Below are 19,197 nucleotides of genomic sequence, written 5' to 3' on the forward strand. Positions count from 1 at the left end.
CGCAAATTCAGCATTCCGCGGTTTAGCGGGAAAGGTTTTGGGGGCAGACGGGTGAACAAGCGGCCTGTTATTTCAAAAGTTTGTACGCTTCGGCGGGCAGGTTTGATAATGCAACATAGAATCAGCGCGAATCCGTCAGGGCTGGTCGAATTCCGACTTCGGCAGGAACCGCCGCTGAACCAGAACGTCTTCGCAATCCAGCCACGCACCGTCAGCACACGGTCGCTGTTTCCACTCAATGCTTGCTCTTTCCTCGGAGTCTGAATGTCCGCCACCGCAACCAGAAGATCGAGCTTGAGTTCGCGCTCGTTCCGCGCGCTTTTGGGCCTAGAAGCGGGCGTGGCCCTCGGCCTGGCAGGCACCCTCTTCTTTTTTGTCGCAAGCAGCGTCGTTGCCTATCTCAACCTGGAGGCCCTGCAACGGGGCAACGAGAGGATTGTACAAACCCACGTTGCCATTGTTTCTCTCGACGAACTGCTGTCGCTTGTTCAGGATGCCGAGACCGGTCAGCGTGGGTTTTTGTTGACCAATAGTGGGGGCTACCTTGCCCCCTACAACGCGGCAGTTCGCGCCATTCGGCCAAAACTCGATCAGATCGGTCAACTGACTGCGAGCAATCCGGGCCAAAGTCAGCGGCTGGTGGCTCTCAGGCAACATGTGGACGCCAAGCTCGCGGAACTCGGGGCGACCATCGATCGGAGACGGGCCGACGGTCTTGAGGCGGCGATTGCGATGGTAAACTCCGATCGCGGCAAGATCGAAATGGATGCCGTCCGCGCGCAGATTGCGGCCATGTCGGGCGCTGAGCTGGAAGTGCGCCTTGATCGATTGGCCGAAATGGAGAATGCGCAGAAGACTGCGCGGCTCAGCACTCTGCTTTCTGGTCTTCTCGGAATTGCTTTGACCGCAGCAATCGCCCTCCTCATTCGCAAGGCCACGATCGTCCGCCGAAGGGATGAATGGCTTCAGGCTGGTCAGGTCGGGTTGGCGTCGGCGATGATGGGCGATCAGTCGATCGAGCAGCTGAGCAAAAGTATTCTCGACTTCCTGGCGCCTTACGCAGGCGCCATTGCCGGTGCGATCTTCATTCGCGGTGATGGTTCGTTCCAGCGGGCTTGTAGTCGTGGCGTTCCGCCCGAGGCGAACTTGCCAATGACGGTTCGACCCCGCGAAGGCCTCTTGGGTCAAGCGGTTGCGGAAGGGGGTTCAATCGTCGTCGACGATGTCCCGGATGGTTACCTGGCCTTCGGTTCCGGGCTTGGGATGGACAAACCACGCCATCTCGCGATCCAGACCGGAAAGGTCGATGGTTCAGTGAATTCGGTGATCGAGCTCGGCTTTCTTGGGCCAATCGACGAGACCATCGTCACCTTTCTTGACCGCGCATCGGAGGCTATCGCGATTGCCGTGAAGGCAGCGACCTATCGCGGCCAGCTTCACGACCTGCTGGAGGAAACGCAACGGCAGTCCGAAGAGTTGCAAACGCAAAGCGAGGAGCTGCGCGTTTCAAACGAAGAGCTTGAAGAGCAGGGGCGGGCGCTGAAGGAATCTCAGGCGCACCTCGAGCAGCAGCAAATTGAACTTGAGCAGACCAATGCTCAGCTGGAAACACAAGCCCAGCGGCTTGAGGCTCAGCGCGACGAGCTGGAGCGCGCGAACGTATCGATATCGGCCAAGGCGAAGGAACTAGAGCAGGCAAGCCAATACAAATCCGACTTCCTTGCCAATATGTCCCACGAGTTGCGCACGCCGCTGAACTCTTCCTTGATTTTGGCCAAGCTGCTTGCGGACAATCCCGACGAAAACCTGACTGAGGAGCAGGTGAAGTTTGCCAAGACGATCCAATCCTCGGGCAATGATCTCTTGAACCTGATCAACGATATTCTCGATCTCTCCAAGATCGAGGCCGGGCATGTCGAAATCCGGCCGGAAACCGTTTCGCTCGAGCGACTGGCCGGCAACCTTCGTCAGGTGTTTCTGCCGCTGGCGACCGAGAAGAAACTCGGGTTTTCCGTTGAACTTGCTGAGGAATGTCCGCTCACTATCGAGACCGATCCGTTGCGGCTTGAACAAATTCTCAAGAACTTGCTTTCAAATGCGATCAAGTTCACCGAGACCGGCAAGGTCACCTTGGTGATTGGTTCGGTTGGCGAGGGCAAGGTTAGCTTCTCCGTCAGCGACACCGGAATCGGAATTGCACAGGAACATCAGCGGGCGATCTTCGATGCCTTCCACCAGGCCGATGGCACAATCAGCCGTAAGTATGGCGGCACCGGGCTCGGCCTTTCCATCTCTCGGCAACTGGCGCGGCTTTTGGGCGGAACGATCGTGCTTCAAAGCCAGGCGGGACGGGGTAGTACGTTTACCGTTACCATCGGGGAACGGTTCGATGTGGCCAAGCCGACAGCTCTTGCGCCAAGTCCAGGAACGCTCGCAACGACGGTCACGGCGCAAAAGGCAGGTACGGTTACGCCCAGGCCGATCCGCCGGATCGACGACGACCGAGATGTTCTAACAAATACAAAACGCGTGCTGCTGGTAATCGAAGATGATGACACTTTTGCCGGCATCGTGCGTGATCTGTCGCGGGAAATGGGCTTCCAGGCAATTGTCGCGGCAACCGCCGAAGAGGCGCTTTTGCTTGCGAAGGAATTCATGCCAAGCGCCGTCGTGCTCGATATAGGGTTGCCGGACCAATCGGGCCTCGCCGTCCTCGACCGGCTGAAGCATGATGTCTTGACCCGTCATATCCCGATCCATGTCGTGTCGGGGAGCGATCACGCCGAGAGTGCCTACTCTCTCGGGGCTGCCGGTTATGCCATCAAGCCCGTCAATCGAGAAGAACTGTTGAAGGTTCTGCAAAAGCTCGAGGCGCGGTTTACGAAACAAATGCATCGCGTCCTGGTCGTCGAGGACGATCCGGTGCAGCGCGAAGCGGTGGCAAAACTGATCGGCACCCAGGACGTCGAGACGGTGACCGCCAGCACCGCCGCCGAATGCCTTGACCTCCTGAAGCACCAGACTTTCGACTGCATGGTGCTTGACCTGTCGTTGCCTGACGCGTCGGGATATTCGTTGCTGGAGACGTTGAGCTCACAGAGCGCTTATGCCTTCCCGCCTGTCATCGTCTATACTGGACGCGAACTCTCGGCGGATGACGAGCAGAAGTTGAGGCGCTTCTCGAAGTCGATCATCATCAAGGGGGCAAAATCCCCCGAGCGACTGCTCGATGAAGTGAGCCTGTTCCTGCATCAGGTGATATCGGAACTGCCGGACGAACAGCAAAAGATGATCCGCAAGGCGCGCAACCGCGATGCGCTGTTGGAGGGGCGTCGCATTCTCGTGGTGGAAGATGATATCCGAAACGTCTACGCGCTAACCAACATTCTTGAACCGCGCGGTGCGATCGTCGAGATCGCGCGCAACGGCCGCGAGGCACTGGAGGTTCTCGAAAAAGCTTCATCTGGCCCCGGGCGCCCGATTGAGCTCGTGCTGATGGACGTCATGATGCCTGTGATGGATGGTTTGGTCGCGACCGCTGAAATCCGAAGGAACCCGACTTGGAAGAAGTTGCCGATCATTGCGCTGACCGCCAAGGCAATGCCGGACGATCAGGAGCGCTGCATTGAGGCTGGGGCGAATGATTACATGGCCAAGCCGCTGGACGTCGACAGGCTGCTGTCGCTGGTGCGTGTATGGATGCCCAAATGAGCGAAGCCACCGCCGTTGAAAAGGTAGAAGACATCGAAATCCGGTTGCTGCTGGAAGCACTGTTTCTCAAATACCACTATGACTTTCGCAACTATGCGATGGCCTCGATCAAGCGCCGCCTGAAAAAGGCGCGCGAACAACTGGGGTTCGATACTTTCTCGGCGATGCAGGAGGGACTTCTGCACGATCAGGCAATGCTGCCGCAATTGCTGCGTTTTCTGACCGTCCAAGTGAGCGAGATGTTTCGCGATCCGAGTTACTTCCAGGCGATCCGGGAAAAGGTCGTTCCCCACTTGAGGACCTACCCTTCCTTGAAGGTGTGGATTGCTGGCTGCAGCAGCGGCGAGGAGCTTTATTCGCTGGTTATCCTGTTTCGCGAAGAAGGCCTCGAAGATCGAACGATCTTCTATGCCACTGACATCAGTCATGAAGCGCTGGAGGCGGCCGAGGCCGGCGTCTATGCACTCGACAGGATACAGCTTTTCACCGAGAACCATCGCAAATCGGGTGGAAAATCATCGTTGTCGGACTACTATCAGGCGGCATACGGCAAGGCGCTGTTCGATAAGACCTTGCGCCGCCATGTCGTGTTTTCGGATCACAGCCTGGTGACCGACGCCGTTTTTGCAGAAATGCACCTCATATCGTGCCGAAACGTCATGATTTACTTCGACCGCGCGCTTCAGGACCGCGCGGTGGGTCTTTTCAAGGACTCGCTCGCTCGCAAAGGTTTCCTCGGGCTCGGCGCCAAGGAGAATTTGCGCTTTTCCCTTCATGCCGATGCGTTCACGGATTTCGTGCGTGAGGAGAAGATCTACCAAAGGCGTGTCGAATGACGCCAGCAAAAGCTCAAGCGGTGATCATTGGCGCTTCGGCGGGGGCTGTCGAAGCACTTTCGGCAATCCTGCCGGCGTTGCCGCGAAGCTTCCCGTTGCCCGTGATCGTGGTCGTTCACGTTCCATCCGACAGGCCGAGCCTTATGGTCGACCTGTTTCGTGCAAAGTGCCGGTTGCCTGTCGAGGAGGCCGAGGACAAACAGTCGCTCGAGGCCGGCACGATCTATTTTGCACCGCCGGACTATCATCTGCTCGTTGAAACGGACAGGAACCTGTCCCTTTCCTCTGATGAGCCTGTCCTCTTCTCCCGCCCGTCAATCGACATACTTTTCGAAAGTGCTGCCGATGCCTTCGGGCCGGATCTTATCGCGATTGTCCTGACCGGCGCCAACCGAGATGGGGCAGACGGCCTGGCGGCTGTCCAGAATGCAGGCGGAACGGTGATCGTGCAAAACCCCGAAGGCGCTCACGCTCGCGCCATGCCGGAAGCTGCAATCCAATCATGCCCGAGCGCCCTCGTCCTGTCGCTCGATGCCATTGCCGAATACTTGAAAGAGGTCTGAGAACAACTATGGAGCCCGTCCCGTTTCTACTGGTCGATGACCTCGAGGAAAATCTCATATCGCTGGAGGCACTGCTCCGCCGAGACGATCGCCTTCTCATGAAGGCGCGGTCCGGCGATCAGGCGCTTGAGATCCTGCTTCGACAAGACGTGGCGCTCGCGCTTGTCGACGTTCAGATGCCGGGTCTGGACGGTTTCGAACTTGCCGAGTTGATGCGCGGCAACGAACGCACGCGACACATTCCCATCATCTTTGTGACGGCGGGTATTGCAGACGGCCGACGCCGTTTTCGCGGCTACGAGGCTGGCGCGGTGGACTTCATCCAAAAGCCGATTGAACCGGACGTTCTGTCAAGCAAAGTCGACGTGTTCTTCGAACTGTACCGGCAAAGGCAGCAACTCGCCGCTCAACGAGATGAACTCGCTGCCCAGGCGCAGGCGCTCAAGCAGGCAGCAGAGCACAAGGATATTCTGCTGCGGGAAATCAATCACCGCATCAAGAACCTGTTCAGCCTCACCGCCGGGTTGATCTCGGTGAGCGCCAGGCAAGCCACAACCGTTTCCGATCTAGAGGCTGATCTACGGTCGCGGCTACACGCACTGTCTCGCGCCCACGAACTTACGCTGCCCGACCTTGTCGGGGAGGACGATCGCGGAGATATTGCGACGACGGTTGTGGCTCTGTTGAAGGCGATCGTTGCGCCACACGACCACGCTCACGGCTCTCGAATCCTGATCTCCGGAACGGACGCTCCCCTCGGCGACAAGGCACTGACGTCAATGGCGCTCCTTCTGCACGAACTGACCACCAACGCTGTCAAGTATGGTGCCCTTTCCGGCCCTGCGGGGCAATTGAGCATCGACCTTTCGACTTTCGACGAAGAACTTCACGTCAAGTGGAGTGAACACGGATCACATCCGTTGTCCCAGAGCTCCGAAAGGACGGGATTTGGAACAACGTTGGAGAAAGCGGCAATCTTGGGATTGAACGGATCGCTGGCGCGAAATTGGCGGACAGATGGGCTTTGTCTGGCGCTCCGCATCCCGCTAGCTAGTTTAAAAAACTGATCGGTCCCCGCAAGGACGCTTGACGCACTTTTGTTTGTGGTGTGCTGGCATAAAGCTGCTAATCGAGCAGTTTACCGGGGTTAGTGCCCATTCCCGGTTGCTCCTAAAATCGGTACTCGCCGACGTCCCATTTAATAGGTTAATCGCTCATTCTATAAGGGCGCGCGACCAGAGATATTCATTCGCCCTGCGGACGGGACTCGACGCTGCTCGGGCTTGAATTCCGGTCTGCCTGCCACACCTAAACTTTACCCGGGCCTGCGGAAATATAAACGCTCGTTGTCGCAGTCCCTATCGAAACCGAGCCCGTACGGGCTCGTCCCAGCGGGGCGCATATGAGCCAACGTGAACCTGCCGACGACACGCCCTGGATTAAGAAGGCCGACGAGTTGGAGGCGCTGTTCCAATTGACGGACGGACTATACCGCGCAGAGTCCGAGACCGATGCTTTCGATGCGACATTCGATGCGATCGAGCGGGCGCTGGGGTGTTCGCGGGCTTCGATCCTGCTTTTTGACCGCCACGGAGTGATGCGATTCGTCGCTTCCCGCGGGCTCTCGGAGGACTATCGTCGGGCAGTTGATGGACACTCGCCGTGGAAGCCGGGAGATCGAGATCCTATTCCCATTTTCGTAAGCGACATAGAGCTTTCTGACGAGCCTCAGGCGCTCAAGAACGCCATACGAGGGGAGGGTATCCGCTCCCTCGCATTCATTCCTGTGACCGTCGATGGCATCGTCGTTGGCAAATTCATGACCTACCGCGACGTCGCTCACGTCTATACCGCTGACGAAGCCACCCTGTGCCTCACTATCGCCCGGCAACTCGGGTTCAGCATCGAGCGGAAGCAATCGGAAGAGGCGCATCAACGTGCCGAAGAGGGACTTCGCCGCACCAATGAACGGTTGCGTGTCATCCTCGACAGCGCGAGCGAATATGCCATCATAACGCTCGACGCCGACGGACGGATCGCAAGCTGGAACAGTGGCGCTGAACGCCTTTTGGGCTATCTCGACAGCGAGGTCCTTGGTCTCTCCGGCAGTATTTTCTTCAGTCCTGAGGATCGAGCCTTGGAAATCCCACAACAGGAAATGCGAACCGCGGCAGAAACGGGACGTGCCGCGAACGAGCGTTGGCACTATCGCAAGGATGGGTCACGGTTTTGGGGCTCAGGTGTCATGCTTCGTGTCGAGGAGAGCGGGCCTGATCGCTACCTCAAGATCTTCCGAGATCGAACAGAGGAAAGAAGGGCGGAGAAGAGGCAGAAGCTCTTGGTGGGAGAGCTCAATCATCGGGTGAAGAACACCCTGGCTACCGTGAATTCCCTCGCGGAGCAAACATTGAAAAGCTCCGAAACGCCCGAGGCGTTCGCCCAGGCTTTTAACACTCGTCTGCTCGTTCTTGCCAAGGCGCACGACTTGCTTACGCGGGAGGCTTGGCAGGCCGTAAACCTGAGCGATATCGCTCAAACGGTTCTTACCGCTTGGATTGAGGACGGGCGCGTCTCGATCCAAGGCGCTGCGATCCGCATCGATCCGAAAAAAGCTCTGGCGCTTTCCATGGCGTTCAACGAGTTGCTGACCAATGCGATCAAACACGGTTCACTTTCGAACGAGGTTGGTCGGGTCGCATTATCATGGCAATGCCAGGAGGTATGCAGCATTCTTTGGGAGGAGCGCGGCGGACCTCCGACGTCTGAACCGGACCGCCAAGGGTTCGGTCTACGGGTTCTAAACCGAGGTCTAGCCCACGAACTCGGATATCCGGTCGAACTGCGGTTCGAACCGGATGGCCTCAGATGCACAATGAGCATGGATTTCAGTAGCAAACAGCCCTCGGGAGCGCAGTAAAGTTGACAATTTCAACAACATTAGCGGGACGTCGAGTGCTCGTCGTTGAAGACGAAATGCTGGTGGCAATGTCAATCGAGGACACTCTGCTTGCGGCTGGAATGCAGATTGTGGGCCTTGCTCCGACTGTGGATCGGGCGCTGCAATTACTTAACGACGCGACGAAAATCGACGTCGTCGTGCTCGACATGAACCTCCAGGGACACAGCGGGCTTCCCGTGGCTGACGCGTGTTATCAGCAATCGATTCCGTTTCTTGTCCTAAGCGGATATGGGACGTCGGCCTTGCTTGGGACCAGCCACACAGCTCCAGTTCTCTCCAAGCCGTTTTCGAACTCTGTCCTGGTGGAAGCGCTGGACGCGGTACTTGAGCAGAAGAACGGGGAGGCATCTTCATCCGTGTGATCAGAATGAATGCCCTGCCCCGAGGTAGCCTGCCCGTCCTTTCGGCCTCCTCTGGTGCGATTGCCTAACGTCATTTGGCGCGATGGTGGCTCTTGGCCTGCACCGGCTTACAGATCGGCAATGTCGCCCTGCTCGCTGACGGGGGGGCGTCTGTTTCCATGACCGTCGCAGGCCACTCCAAAAGAAGGCCAGCGCAGCTCCGAGCTCCGTCGACGTCATCGAGGAAGGATCTACAATCTGTGTGCCATCGACACGAATGATCGTCACTTGGACGCGGGCCGTCGCGGATCGGAGCGTCAACGAAGGAGCGGAAACTAAAACCGTTCCAGCATCTTCTTGAGAGTTACGTTCTGCGCACGGAGTTGTTCCCCCAGCAGTTTTCGGAGGCGGCTGTTTTCCGCATCAAGTGAAACCAACTCTTCCAAGACCATCGTTGGCGCCGATCTCGACTCCAGATCCGACTGTTGCTCTGTAGGTTCCGAAGCGGTCCTCGGGGAGGGGCGGGGAGGATGCTTCCCGCTGGCGCGTTTCGGTAAACCGCGGGTCCTGGCGACAGTGAGCGGGCCGATTGCGGTCTCGCGAGCTTCATCAGCGACATTGGAAATTAAATGCGCCGCAGCGACCTGGTCAGCCACCTCATTCGCCGGCTCGGGCGCCGTGATCACGGCCGGTTCGTCAACAAAACTCGGGACATGAGCATCAGAGGCGGGATCAATGCCGCCGTCGGCATTCAATTCTTGACGGCCGAACAGATGAGCCGCTTCGTTTTCAACCTCGCGCGCAAGGGTCTTGAGATCTGTGTTGCCCCAGATCGAACCCGCTTGCACTTTTGGCTGACGGCGGCCGGACTTGAACTCAACAACGAACCTGCGTTGTGGCGTTTTCATATAGTTTGAACCCAATGTAGATCGACGTGCTGCGGCATGATCGGCTGCACAACGTCGGGTGCAACCTCGCATCTCAGCCGCCCGCCAAAGGAGCGGTGGAGCCACAGCGCTCAGCGCGTGGCTTCTCCGGGCCTCAATCTATGCCAAGCCTCTTGCGCAGGTCGGCATTCTCAGTGCGCAGTTTTTCCGCCAGGAGTTTTCGCAGCTTCTGGTTCTCGGCGTCGAGCTTCACCAGTTCGGCGAACTCGTCGCTGGCCGACGCGGGCTTTTTGCTCGTCTTATCATCCGCCTTTAAGCTACCCTTCCAGTTATAGTAGGTCTGCTCGGATATTCCTGCGCTTTTAATCGCATCTTTGATCGTGCTCGTGCCGTCTGCGACCTGGGCCCCGATCTGCCTCAGCTTCTCGAGTTTATCTTGTTCGCTGAACTTACGGGACTTGGTGGGTTGCGTTGATGCTGTTGCCTTCGAAGTCGCCCGTGTGGTTTCCCCAGCCGCTTTCTGACGCTTCGTCGCGCTTCGCTTTACTCGCTCGGGTGTGTGCACAGTCGTTGCGTCCTCCGCAACCAGGGTGGTTGGCGTCGTGTTTTCGTCAGGCATGAGTGATCCCTTTTTTATGGTCGCCCTTTTTTCAACCGAGTGAAGACCAGAGTCAACATTACTTGCCGGTCGATTTTTGGTGCCGATCCAATAGGGTATACGGATTGGCTAGATGTTTTCCATGCCGGAACAGCTCGACGTTAGACCCGAGGGTCGAGATCGGCGTTCGCCAATAGGGCTTCCATTGCACTGCTGGCTCAACGGTTGTCGATGGGGCGGCGTAGCACTTCCCCATCGACAACAAGGTTCAAATTGCGTGTATTGGCATCTGCACTCATCTTGCCTTTGCTTTGCCAAGGACAGATGTGACGGCCTCGACCGCCGCTTTCACCACAACATTGGCCTCATCCTTTGTGAGGCAAAGCGCTGGCGCAAAGCCGAGGATATCACCTTGCGGCATGGCCCGCCCGATGACGCCGCGCTCAAGCAGGGCAGCCGCAACTTGCGGGCCGATCTTCTTTGCCGGATCGAAAAATACCCGGTCGTCCTTATCCTCGACGAACTCAATTGCGGCCATCAGGCCATCGCCACGTATTTCGCCCACATGTCTGTGGTCAGCGAGTGCCTTCGTCAATTCGGAGCGGAAATAAGCGCCCGTGCTGTCGGCATTTTCAACCAGGCCCAACTCGTCGATCAGTTCGAGGTTGGCGACCCCCGCGGCCGCACAGATCGGATGGGCGGAATAGGTCCAGCCATGGCCGATCGCGCCCAGTTCGTCAGATCCTTGCACCAGCACCTGCCACATCTTATCCGATACGATCGTGCCGGAAAGCGGCGCGTAGGCCGAGGTCAGACCCTTGGCAATGGTGATGAGGTCGGGCTTCATGCCGTAGTGGTCCGATCCGAACATGGTGCCGAGGCGGCCGAAGCCGGTCACCACCTCGTCTGCGACGAGCAGGATGTCGTATTTTTCGAGCACAGCCTGGACCTTCTGCCAGTAGCCCTTCGGCGGCGGCACGATGCCGCCAGTACCGAGGATCGGCTCGCCGATGAGGGCGGCGATCGTCTCCGGTTCTTCCGCAAGGATCATCTCCTCGAGCTTGTCGGCGCAATATTGCGAGAACTGCTCTTCATCCATCGAGCGATCGGGGCGTCGGAAGAAGTAGGGTGCTTCGGTGTGCAGGATCGGCGCGCGCGGCAGGTCAAAGGCGTTGTGGAATAGATGCAAGCCGGTCAGAGAGCCCGTCATGACGCCGGAGCCGTGATAGCCGCGCCAGCGGGAGATGATCTTCTTCTTTTCCGGCCGGCCAAGGATGTTGTTGTAGTACCAGATCAGCTTGATGTTGGTCTCGTTGGCATCGGAGCCTGAAAGACCGAAATAGACGCGGCTCATGCCCGCCGGCGCACGATCGATGATCATCTTGGAAAGCGTGATCGACGCTTCCGTACCGTGGCCGACATAGGCGTGATAATAAGCAAGGTTCTTCGCCTGCTCGGCGATCGCGTCTGCGATCTTCTGCCGGCCGTAGCCCACATTGACGCAATAAAGGCCAGCAAAGGCATCAAGGCTCGTCCTGCCGCTGGTGTCGGTAATATACACACCTTCGCCGCCGCCGATCACCCGGGTCGGTGTTTCACCACGCGCATGCATGCCCATATGCGTGGAGGGGTGGAAGAAGTGATCACGGTCCCAGGCGCTGAGTTCGTTGCTTTTTTCGAGCATGGTCTTTCCTTTCGCGTATGAAATGTGGCGCCTGCGCTCAGGCGGCCGTATCGATGCAGAGATATTTGAGTTCGGTGAAGGCCTCGATGCCGTGGCGGGAGCCTTCGCGGCCAAGGCCCGACTGTTTCCAGCCGCCGAAGGGGATCGGTCCACCGGTGATTTTCACCCGATTGATCGCGACCATCCCGTACTCCAAAGCCCGTGCAAGACGCATCTGGCGCGCGCCGTTTTCGGTGACGACATAGGCGATGAGGCCGTACTCGGTGTCGTTTGCCCGGGCGACTACTTCGGTCTCGCTGTCGAAGGCGGTGACCGCGGCAACCGGGCCGAAGGTCTCCTCACGCATGATCAGCGCATCGTCCGGTACATCCGTCAAAAGGGTCGGCTCGAAGAACAGAGCGCCTGTCTTGTGGCGCTTGCCGCCCGCCAGCAGCTTTGCGCCGCGCTTCAGCGCATCGGCGACCTGTTCTTCCACCTTGGCGATGGCACGCTCGTGCATCAGGGGGCCGATCTCGGCGTCTGGTTCGAGGCCCGAGGCAACCTTCAGCGCTTCGATGCGAGCCTTGAACGCCCGCGTGAAGTCCGCAAGTGCAGGGCGCTCGACATAAATGCGGTTGGCGGCGAGGCAATCCTGCCCGGATGTGGCGAACTTCGCCGCCATTGCGATGTCGGCAGCCTTCGCGATGTCGGCATCGGCAAAGACGATCAATGGTGCATGGCCACCGAGCTCCATCACCATCCGCTTCATGGTGTCAGCGCACTGGCCCGCAATCAGCTTGCCGATCTGGGTCGAGCCGGTGAAGCTCATGGCGCGAATACGCGGATCGGCATTCATGCGGCCGACGATCGTGGCGGCATCGCCGGTCACCACATTGAAGACGCCCGCGGGAAGCCCAGCCCGCTCGCCAAGTTCGGCAAGGGCGAGCGCTGAAAGCGGCGTTTCGCTGGAGGGATGCGCAACGACCGTGCAGCCGGCGGCAAGGGCAGCTGCGGCCTTCCGGGTGATCATGGCTGAGGGGAAGTTCCACGGCGTCACGATCCCGACGACACCCAGCGCCTCGCGCCGCACGATCATTTCGGCTCCGGGCAGATGGCTGGTGACGCTTTCCGCATTCAGCCGCTTTCCTTCCTCCGCGTACCATTCGACGAAGGAGGCCGCGTAGTCGATTTCACCGCGCGATTCGGCGAGTGGTTTGCCCTGTTCCAGCGTCATCAAGAGCGCAAGGTCCTCGCGCGCCTCCAGTATCAGGTCGTGCCACTTGCGAAGAATAGCGGAACGCTGCTGCGGCAGCATGCTGCGCCAGGCGGGCAGTGCGTCACTCGCCGCCGAGATGGCTTCTGCGGCCTCATCGGCACCAAGGGCTGCGACCCAGGCAAGCGTCGCCGACGAGGCAGGGTCCGTCACCTTGAAGCCTGCGCCGTCGCGGCTAGCAATCCAGCGCCCACCGACATAGGAGAGCTCCCTTAAGAGGTGCGGATCGGCAAGGCGGGCAAGCGCGTCGTGAAAGGTCGTGCGGGCAAATACGGCGGTCATGGCAGCCTCCTCTTGGTGTCTGGAGGGAGTCTGCCAGAGGGCGAGGGACAGATTGTCCATTGCCGGGGTGGGCGTCAGAGACTTTGGCTAAAGATTGGCCCGGCCGTAGACAATCTCTCTATTCGGAAGGGGGAAGCAACGTCTCGAGTGGAAGGACGGTCTCCTCCTTCACCGTCTTGGTGACGATGTAGGTGAAGTAGCGGTCGATGCCGAGCTCACGGTCAAGCAGGCTGTCGACAAGGCGCTGGTACGCATCGATATCACGCGCCACGATCTTCAGGATGTAATCGACGCCACCGCCGACCGACCAGCAGGCCACGATCTCGGGCGTTGTCGCGACAGCCCGTTCGAAGCGTTCGAAATCCACCTGCCGATGATTGGCGAGCGTCACCTCCATCATCACGCTGGCAACAGGGGCAACGCGTCGCACCGCAACACGCGCGTGATATCCCGTGACGATGCCGGCCTTTTCCAGCTTGCGCAGGCGCAGCCAGCAGGGCGTTGGTGATAGACCCGCCCGTTCCGCCAGCGCCAGCTTGGTGATGCGTCCGTTCTGCTGGATCGCCTCCAGGATACGCAGGTCGACGGCGTCAAGTTTCATTCGGGGCGCCCTCCGGGCGGGGATCGTGTCAAAGCGGAGGAAAAGACAATGGGAAACCATTTTGGCGTTGTCAATTGAACTGATTTTGAGCACTGTTGAAATCATGACAAATTGGCGACCCGACATATCCCAGTTGCGCCGGCCGGCCTATCTCTCCCTCGCCGAGCAGATCGCCCGCGCCATCCAGGAAGGGCATCTGCCGAACGGGACGCGCCTGCTGCCGCATCGCAAGCTCGCCGACGACCTGAAACTTTCCGTGCAAACCGTCAGCCGCGCCTACGACGAACTGATCCGACGAGGGCTCATTTCCGGAGAAATTGGTCGCGGTTCCTTCGTGCAGACAAGGCCGAAGGAGCCTGAGCCACCCTACCTGCCGGAGCGTCTTGGCGAACTGGTGGATCTCTCGATCCTGAAGCCCGTGTGCGAGCAACTCCATCTGGAGCGCATGCGCGCAGCCTTCGGGTGGCTGGCGGAGAACCTGCCGTCAAGTTCGGCGCTTTCCTTCCGGCCGAATATGGTTTTCCCGCGCCATCGCACCGTCGCGGCCGAGTGGCTGTCGCGGTGCGGTCTCGATGTATCACCCCTCAATATCAGTCTGACGAATGGCGCAACCTCAGGCATGACAGTGGCGCTGATGAGCGTCGCTCCGCCGGGCTCGACCGTTGCGACCGAGGCGATCAGCCACCACACGCTCGTGCCGCTTTCCAGCTACCTTGGCCTTCATCTCGAGGGCTTGCCGATCGATCGCGAAGGCATGATCCCCGAGGCGTTGGATGAAGCTTGCCGCACCGGCGTCATCCGCGCCGTCTTTCTCCAGCCCTCGGTGATCAATCCGACCGCGGCGTTGATGGGGCCCGAGCGCCGGCAGGCGCTTGCCGAGGTTGCACGACGCCACGATATCGCGATCATCGAGAACGACATCCTGGGGCCGCTTGTGGAAGGTCGGGCGCCGCCGATTGCGGCCTATGCGCCGGAGCGCACCCTCTACGTCACCAGCTTCACAAAGATCACGGTACCGGGCCTGCGCATCGGCTATCTTGCCGCTCCGGATCGCTATGTCGCAGCGGTTGCCAACCGCCATCTCGTCTCCAACTGGATGGCGACGCCTTCAATCGCCGAGATCGCAACACTTTGGGTCAGCGACGGCACGGCGATGGAACTCGTCAATTGGCAGCGCCGGGCACTTGGCGTTCGTCACGCGATCGCCGAGGATGCGCTTGCGGGCTTGCCCTATTATAGCCATCCGCAGAGCCTGCATGTGTGGCTACCCTTACCGGAAGGGCATGCGGAGGAAGGGTTCGTATCCCAGGCGCGTCTGCGCGGTGTCGCTATTGCGCCCGGCTCTTCGTTCCGCACGGCCGACCAGGGTTGGCAGCCGGCGGTGCGCATTTCGCTCGGCTCGACCACCGAGCAGGAATTGCGCACCGGACTTGGCATTCTCGCCTCACTCGCCAGCGGAAATCCAGAAGCGCTGTTGCTCGCGATTTGAGTGAACTGCCTTGCAAATGGGCGATGTCAGAATAATTGTACTGATATTATTATTGACATTGACATGATTTTGTTTGCCGCGCATCGTTGCTCCATCACTTGTCTCAATAGGGAGAGACATGCATGGCAGCGCCGATCATCCGCATCGACAACATCACCAAACGCTACGGTCCCTTGACCGTACTCGACGGTTTGTCGATGGACGTGCTGCCGGGTGAAAAGCTGGCGCTTATCGGTCCCTCCGGATCGGGCAAGACAACGATCCTGCGCATTCTCATGACATTGGAGGCGATCAGCGGCGGCCATATCGAGGTCGACGGCGACCAGCTATATCATATGCCGAAGAACGGCAGCCTCGCGCCGGCCGACGACCGCCATCTGCACAAGATGCGCGAGAAGATCGGCATGGTCTTCCAGCACTTCAATCTCTTCCCGCACAAATGCGTGCTCGACAATGTCACGCTCGCGCCGATGCTGACGAAAGGCATGGCGAAGGCCGCGGCGGAGAAGCGGGCGATGGAGCTTCTCGACATGGTGGGCATGGCCGACAAGGCAAAGAGCATGCCCGCGCAATTGTCCGGCGGACAGAAGCAGCGCGTTGCGATCGCCCGGGCGCTGGCTCTTTCGCCAAAGATCATGCTGTTTGACGAGGTGACCTCGGCACTCGACCCGGAACTGGTCGAAGAAGTGCTGAATGTCATGCGCAAGCTTGCGGTCGAAACAGACATGACCATGCTGCTCGTCACGCATGAGATGGGTTTCGCCCATGATTTTGCCGATCGCATTCTCTTTTTCGACCGCGGCAAGATCGTCGAGGAGGGCAAGCCGGACGAGATTTTCCGCACGCCCAAGCAGGAACGCACGCAGACCTTCCTGCGCAAGATCATCGCGGCAGGGCACCGCGTCTGAGCGGCTTTGCCGCCCGGAAACAAGGCTCCAAACAAAAACCCGGGACAGCCAGAGGAGTTCGCAACTATGAGCATGAGAACCTATTTGACCATAACCGCCAGCGCGGGCGCCCTCACGGCAATGGTTGCCGCAGCGCCAGCCTGGGCCGACGGCAAGCTTGAGGAACTGAAGGAACAGGGTTTCGCCCGTGTCGCCATCGCCAACGAACCGCCCTTCACGGCAGTTGCCGCCGACGGCAAAGTTTCTGGCGCAGCTCCGGACGTCGCGCGTGAGGTCTTCAAGCGCCTCGGTGTCGAAGACATCGTCGCCTCGATCTCGGAATATGGCGCGATGATCCCGGGTCTTCAGGCCGGCCGTCATGATGTCATCACTGCTGGCCTCTTCATGAAGCCGGAACGTTGCAACGCGGTTGCCTATTCAGAACCGATCCTTTGTGACGCCGAAGCCTTCGCGCTGAAAAAGGGCAACCCGCTGAAGCTCAAGAGCTACAAGGATATCGCCGACAACCCGGACGCCAAGATCGGCGCGCCAGGTGGCGGTACGGAAGAAAAGCTCGCGCTCGAAGCCGGCGTCCCGCGCGATCGTGTCATTGTCGTTCCGGATGGCCAGAGCGGCCTGAAGATGCTGCAGGACGGCCGTATCGACGTCTATTCGCTGCCGGTGCTTTCCATCAACGCTCTTGTCGCCAAGGCGAACGACCCCAGTGTCGAAGTCGTGGCGCCGGTTGAAGGCGCGCCGGTCTATTGCGACGGCGCGGCCTTCAAGAAGGGCGAGGAAGCCTTGCGCGATGCCTTCGACGTGGAACTCGCAAAGCTCAAGCAGTCGGGCGAGTTTGCCAAGATCATCGAACCCTATGGCTTCTCTGCCGCGGCCGCGATGTCGACGACCCGCGAAAAGCTCTGCGCCGCCAAGTAAGGCCGCAGCAATCGGGCCTCTTCCCAAACCGGGGAGAGGCAGTCCGCTCCCTCGTATATGGAAGAACGATGACCGACTGGTCCGGCTACATAGGGCTGATCCTTGAAGGCGCGCTCGTGACGCTTGAGCTTACCGTGCTCGGCTCCTTGCTCGCGCTCGTCATGGCATTCGTCGCGGGTCTTGGACGCGTCAGCCGCATTTTCGTGGTTCGCGCGCTTGCCACCACCTATATCGAGTTTTTCCGCGGCACGTCGATCTTCGTCCAGCTGTTCTGGGTCTACTTCGTGCTGCCATTCGCCGGCGTCACCTTGTCGCCGCTTCAGGCCGGCGTACTGGCGCTGGGACTGAACGTGGGAGCCTATGGGGCGGAGGTCGTGCGCGGCGCGGTCAAAGCGATCGGCCGCGAGCAACGCGAGGCCTGCATAGCGCTCAATCTCTCGCGCTATCAGTCGATGCGTTACGTTGTCCTTCCGCAGGCCCTGCCGCTGATGCTTCCGACCTTCTGCAACAACGCGATCGAGCTCTTGAAGGGTACGGCCGTCGTGTCGCTGATCTCGCTCACCGACATGACCTTTCAGGCCCAGGTGGTCCGCGCCCAGACCGGCAGCACGCTCGTTCCTTTCGCAACGATTCTCGTGCTCTACTTCCTGATGGCACTCGCCATCTCCAACGGCATGCGCTGGCTGGAACGCCGGGTAACACGTGGCCTTGATGGCGTGAGGACCTGACGATGGAATGGGACTGGAATTTCGTTTGGGAAATCATGCCGACCCTGCTTGAGGGTCTGAAGATCACCATATTGGCAACCGTTTTCGGCGCGGCACTCGCTGCCATCATCGGCCTCGTCTTTGCCATCCTGCGCATGACCGCGCCTAAGCCGATTGCGAAGGTCACGGGCTTCATCGTGGAGTTCATTCGCGGCACGCCGCTCCTGGTCCAGCTCTACTTCATCTTCTTCGTGTTGCCGGATATTGGCGTTCGCCTGCCGGCAATGCTCGCCGGCATCATCGGCCTTGGGCTCCACTATGGCACCTATGCGGCGGAGGTCTACCGCGCCGGTATCGAGAACGTGCCGCGCGGCCAATGGGAGGCGGCCAAGGCGACGAACCTCACCGGCCGCCAGACCTGGGTCCACGTCATCCTGCCACAGGCGATCCCGCCGATGATCCCGGCGCTGGCCAACTATCTGATCGCCATGTTCAAGGAGACACCGCTCCTTTCCGCCATCACAGTGCTCGAACTGATGAACCAGGCGAAAAGCGTGGCCAACAGCAGCTATCGCTACATCGAGCCGATGACGCTGGTCGGGGTCTTCTTCCTGATCATGAGCCTGATCTCCGTCGTCTTCCTGCGCTGGCTGGAAGAACGATACGCCCAAGTGGAGGAGCGCTGATGCGAGCGGTCGATCTTACACTTTCCTCGCGCATGCCGAAGCTGGATGAGCGTCCGCTCGACAAGCGCATCGGCCTGATCATCCTTGCGACCGACCACACCACGGAAGTGGACTTCCATCGCATGGTGGCAAGCGAGCAGATTGGCGTCTATGCGACGCGCATTCCCTACGCGAACCCGGTGACGCCGGAGAACTTGCGCGCCATGCAGCCCTCGCTGACATCGGCGGCCGCACTGATCCTGCCGGACGAACCTCTAGACATCGTCATGTATTCCTGCACCTCCGCGTCCGTCGTCATCGGCGACGCGCAAGTCAAGGCGGCGGTCCATGCGGCCAAGCCAAGTGCTTCCGTCGTCACGCCGACTGCGGCGGCGGCCTCTGGCCTCAAGGCGTTCGGTGCCAAGCGGATTTCCGTACTGACGCCCTACACGATCGAGACCAGCGAGCCGATGGCTAACTATTTCGTGTCGCTTGGCTTCGACATCGCCCGTTTCACTTGCCTCGGTCTTGATGACGACCGGGAGATGGCGCGCATTTCTCCGGACGAAATCGTCGCCTTTGCGAAGCAAGCGACGGCGCCAGACAGCGACGCGCTTTTCATATCGTGTACGGCGGTGCGCGCGGCAGGCGTCGCGGCCGAGATCGAGGCCGTCATCGGCAAGCCGGTCGTTACCAGCAATCTCGCCACCGCCTGGGCCTGCCTGCGCCTCTGCGGCAATGAGACGGCACGGCCGGATCTCGGGCAACTCATGACACTTGCCTATTTGGACCGCTAGCG

General features: G+C 59.6%; 17 protein-coding genes. 12 read left to right on the plus strand and 5 right to left on the minus strand.

What is annotated here, in order from left to right; translation table 11 throughout:
- Positions 1-264: 264 nt before the first annotated feature.
- From AC3WVQ_RS31760 to AC3WVQ_RS31785, 6 genes are all read left to right on the plus strand, one after another.
- On the plus strand, positions 265-3,711 hold the full coding sequence (locus AC3WVQ_RS31760) for a response regulator (RefSeq protein WP_051659320.1): 3,447 nt from the start codon (positions 265-267) through the stop codon (positions 3,709-3,711).
- Positions 3,708-4,547, plus strand: a complete 840-nt coding sequence (locus tag AC3WVQ_RS31765; protein WP_034794888.1) for a CheR family methyltransferase — start codon at positions 3,708-3,710, stop codon at positions 4,545-4,547. Before AC3WVQ_RS31760 ends, AC3WVQ_RS31765 begins: the two co-directional genes overlap by 4 nt.
- A complete protein-coding gene (locus tag AC3WVQ_RS31770; protein WP_492383453.1) occupies positions 4,544-5,110 on the plus strand; it encodes a chemotaxis protein CheB in 567 nt (188 codons plus the stop codon). Before AC3WVQ_RS31765 ends, AC3WVQ_RS31770 begins: the two co-directional genes overlap by 4 nt.
- An 8-nt stretch (positions 5,111-5,118) precedes the next feature.
- On the plus strand, positions 5,119-6,177 hold the full coding sequence (locus tag AC3WVQ_RS31775) for a response regulator (RefSeq protein WP_034794882.1): 1,059 nt from the start codon (positions 5,119-5,121) through the stop codon (positions 6,175-6,177).
- Positions 6,178-6,512: 335 nt separating this feature from the next.
- The gene (locus AC3WVQ_RS31780) at positions 6,513-8,027 is read left to right on the plus strand and encodes a sensor histidine kinase (protein ID WP_492383454.1); all 1,515 of its coding nucleotides are present in this window, start codon (positions 6,513-6,515) and stop codon (positions 8,025-8,027) included.
- A gap of 35 nt (positions 8,028-8,062) precedes the next feature.
- The gene (locus AC3WVQ_RS31785) at positions 8,063-8,431 is read left to right on the plus strand and encodes a response regulator (protein ID WP_210188555.1); all 369 of its coding nucleotides are present in this window, start codon (positions 8,063-8,065) and stop codon (positions 8,429-8,431) included.
- A gap of 314 nt (positions 8,432-8,745) precedes the next feature.
- On the opposite strand, the gene AC3WVQ_RS31790 is transcribed toward AC3WVQ_RS31785, so the two are convergent.
- From AC3WVQ_RS31790 to AC3WVQ_RS31810, 5 genes are all read right to left on the minus strand, one after another.
- The gene (locus tag AC3WVQ_RS31790; protein WP_034794820.1) at positions 8,746-9,318 is read right to left on the minus strand and encodes a hypothetical protein; all 573 of its coding nucleotides are present in this window, start codon (positions 9,316-9,318) and stop codon (positions 8,746-8,748) included.
- A 133-nt stretch (positions 9,319-9,451) separates the two neighbouring features.
- Positions 9,452-9,916, minus strand: coding sequence for a transposase (locus AC3WVQ_RS31795; RefSeq protein WP_492383455.1), 465 nt, complete (start codon positions 9,914-9,916; stop codon positions 9,452-9,454).
- Between the two features lie 274 nt (positions 9,917-10,190).
- Positions 10,191-11,579 (minus strand): aspartate aminotransferase family protein, encoded by a 1,389-nt coding sequence (locus tag AC3WVQ_RS31800; RefSeq protein WP_492383456.1) that lies wholly within the window; start codon positions 11,577-11,579, stop codon positions 10,191-10,193.
- Positions 11,580-11,616: 37 nt separating this feature from the next.
- Positions 11,617-13,113, minus strand: coding sequence for an NAD-dependent succinate-semialdehyde dehydrogenase (locus AC3WVQ_RS31805; RefSeq protein WP_060608025.1), 1,497 nt, complete (start codon positions 13,111-13,113; stop codon positions 11,617-11,619).
- Positions 13,114-13,231: 118 nt separating this feature from the next.
- Complete coding sequence (locus tag AC3WVQ_RS31810; RefSeq protein WP_492383457.1) at positions 13,232-13,714, minus strand: Lrp/AsnC family transcriptional regulator; 483 nt, start codon at positions 13,712-13,714, stop codon at positions 13,232-13,234.
- Positions 13,715-13,817: 103 nt separating this feature from the next.
- On the opposite strand from AC3WVQ_RS31810, the gene ehuR reads away from it, so the two are divergent.
- From ehuR to eutA, 6 genes are all read left to right on the plus strand, one after another.
- The gene (ehuR, locus tag AC3WVQ_RS31815; protein WP_060517353.1) at positions 13,818-15,203 is read left to right on the plus strand and encodes a MocR-like ectoine utilization transcription factor EhuR; all 1,386 of its coding nucleotides are present in this window, start codon (positions 13,818-13,820) and stop codon (positions 15,201-15,203) included.
- Between the two features lie 122 nt (positions 15,204-15,325).
- Positions 15,326-16,111: an ectoine/hydroxyectoine ABC transporter ATP-binding protein EhuA gene (ehuA, locus tag AC3WVQ_RS31820; protein WP_034794806.1), complete on the plus strand. Its 786-nt coding sequence runs from the start codon at positions 15,326-15,328 to the stop codon at positions 16,109-16,111.
- A gap of 72 nt (positions 16,112-16,183) precedes the next feature.
- Complete coding sequence (gene ehuB / locus AC3WVQ_RS31825) at positions 16,184-17,026, plus strand: ectoine/hydroxyectoine ABC transporter substrate-binding protein EhuB (protein ID WP_034794936.1); 843 nt, start codon at positions 16,184-16,186, stop codon at positions 17,024-17,026.
- A gap of 68 nt (positions 17,027-17,094) precedes the next feature.
- Positions 17,095-17,754, plus strand: coding sequence for an ectoine/hydroxyectoine ABC transporter permease subunit EhuC (gene ehuC, locus AC3WVQ_RS31830; protein WP_034794803.1), 660 nt, complete (start codon positions 17,095-17,097; stop codon positions 17,752-17,754).
- A gap of 2 nt (positions 17,755-17,756) precedes the next feature.
- Entirely contained in the window at positions 17,757-18,419 is a 663-nt protein-coding gene (gene ehuD, locus AC3WVQ_RS31835) for an ectoine/hydroxyectoine ABC transporter permease subunit EhuD (protein ID WP_034794801.1), read from the plus strand.
- Positions 18,419-19,195 carry an ectoine utilization protein EutA gene (eutA, locus tag AC3WVQ_RS31840; protein WP_034794799.1) on the plus strand — a complete coding sequence of 259 codons (777 nt, stop codon included), beginning with the start codon at positions 18,419-18,421 and terminating at the stop codon, positions 19,193-19,195. Before ehuD ends, eutA begins: the two co-directional genes overlap by 1 nt.
- Positions 19,196-19,197 lie beyond the last annotated feature (2 nt).

The sequence above is a fragment of the Ensifer sp. EB106-05-01-XG146 genome (genome assembly GCF_058791875.1).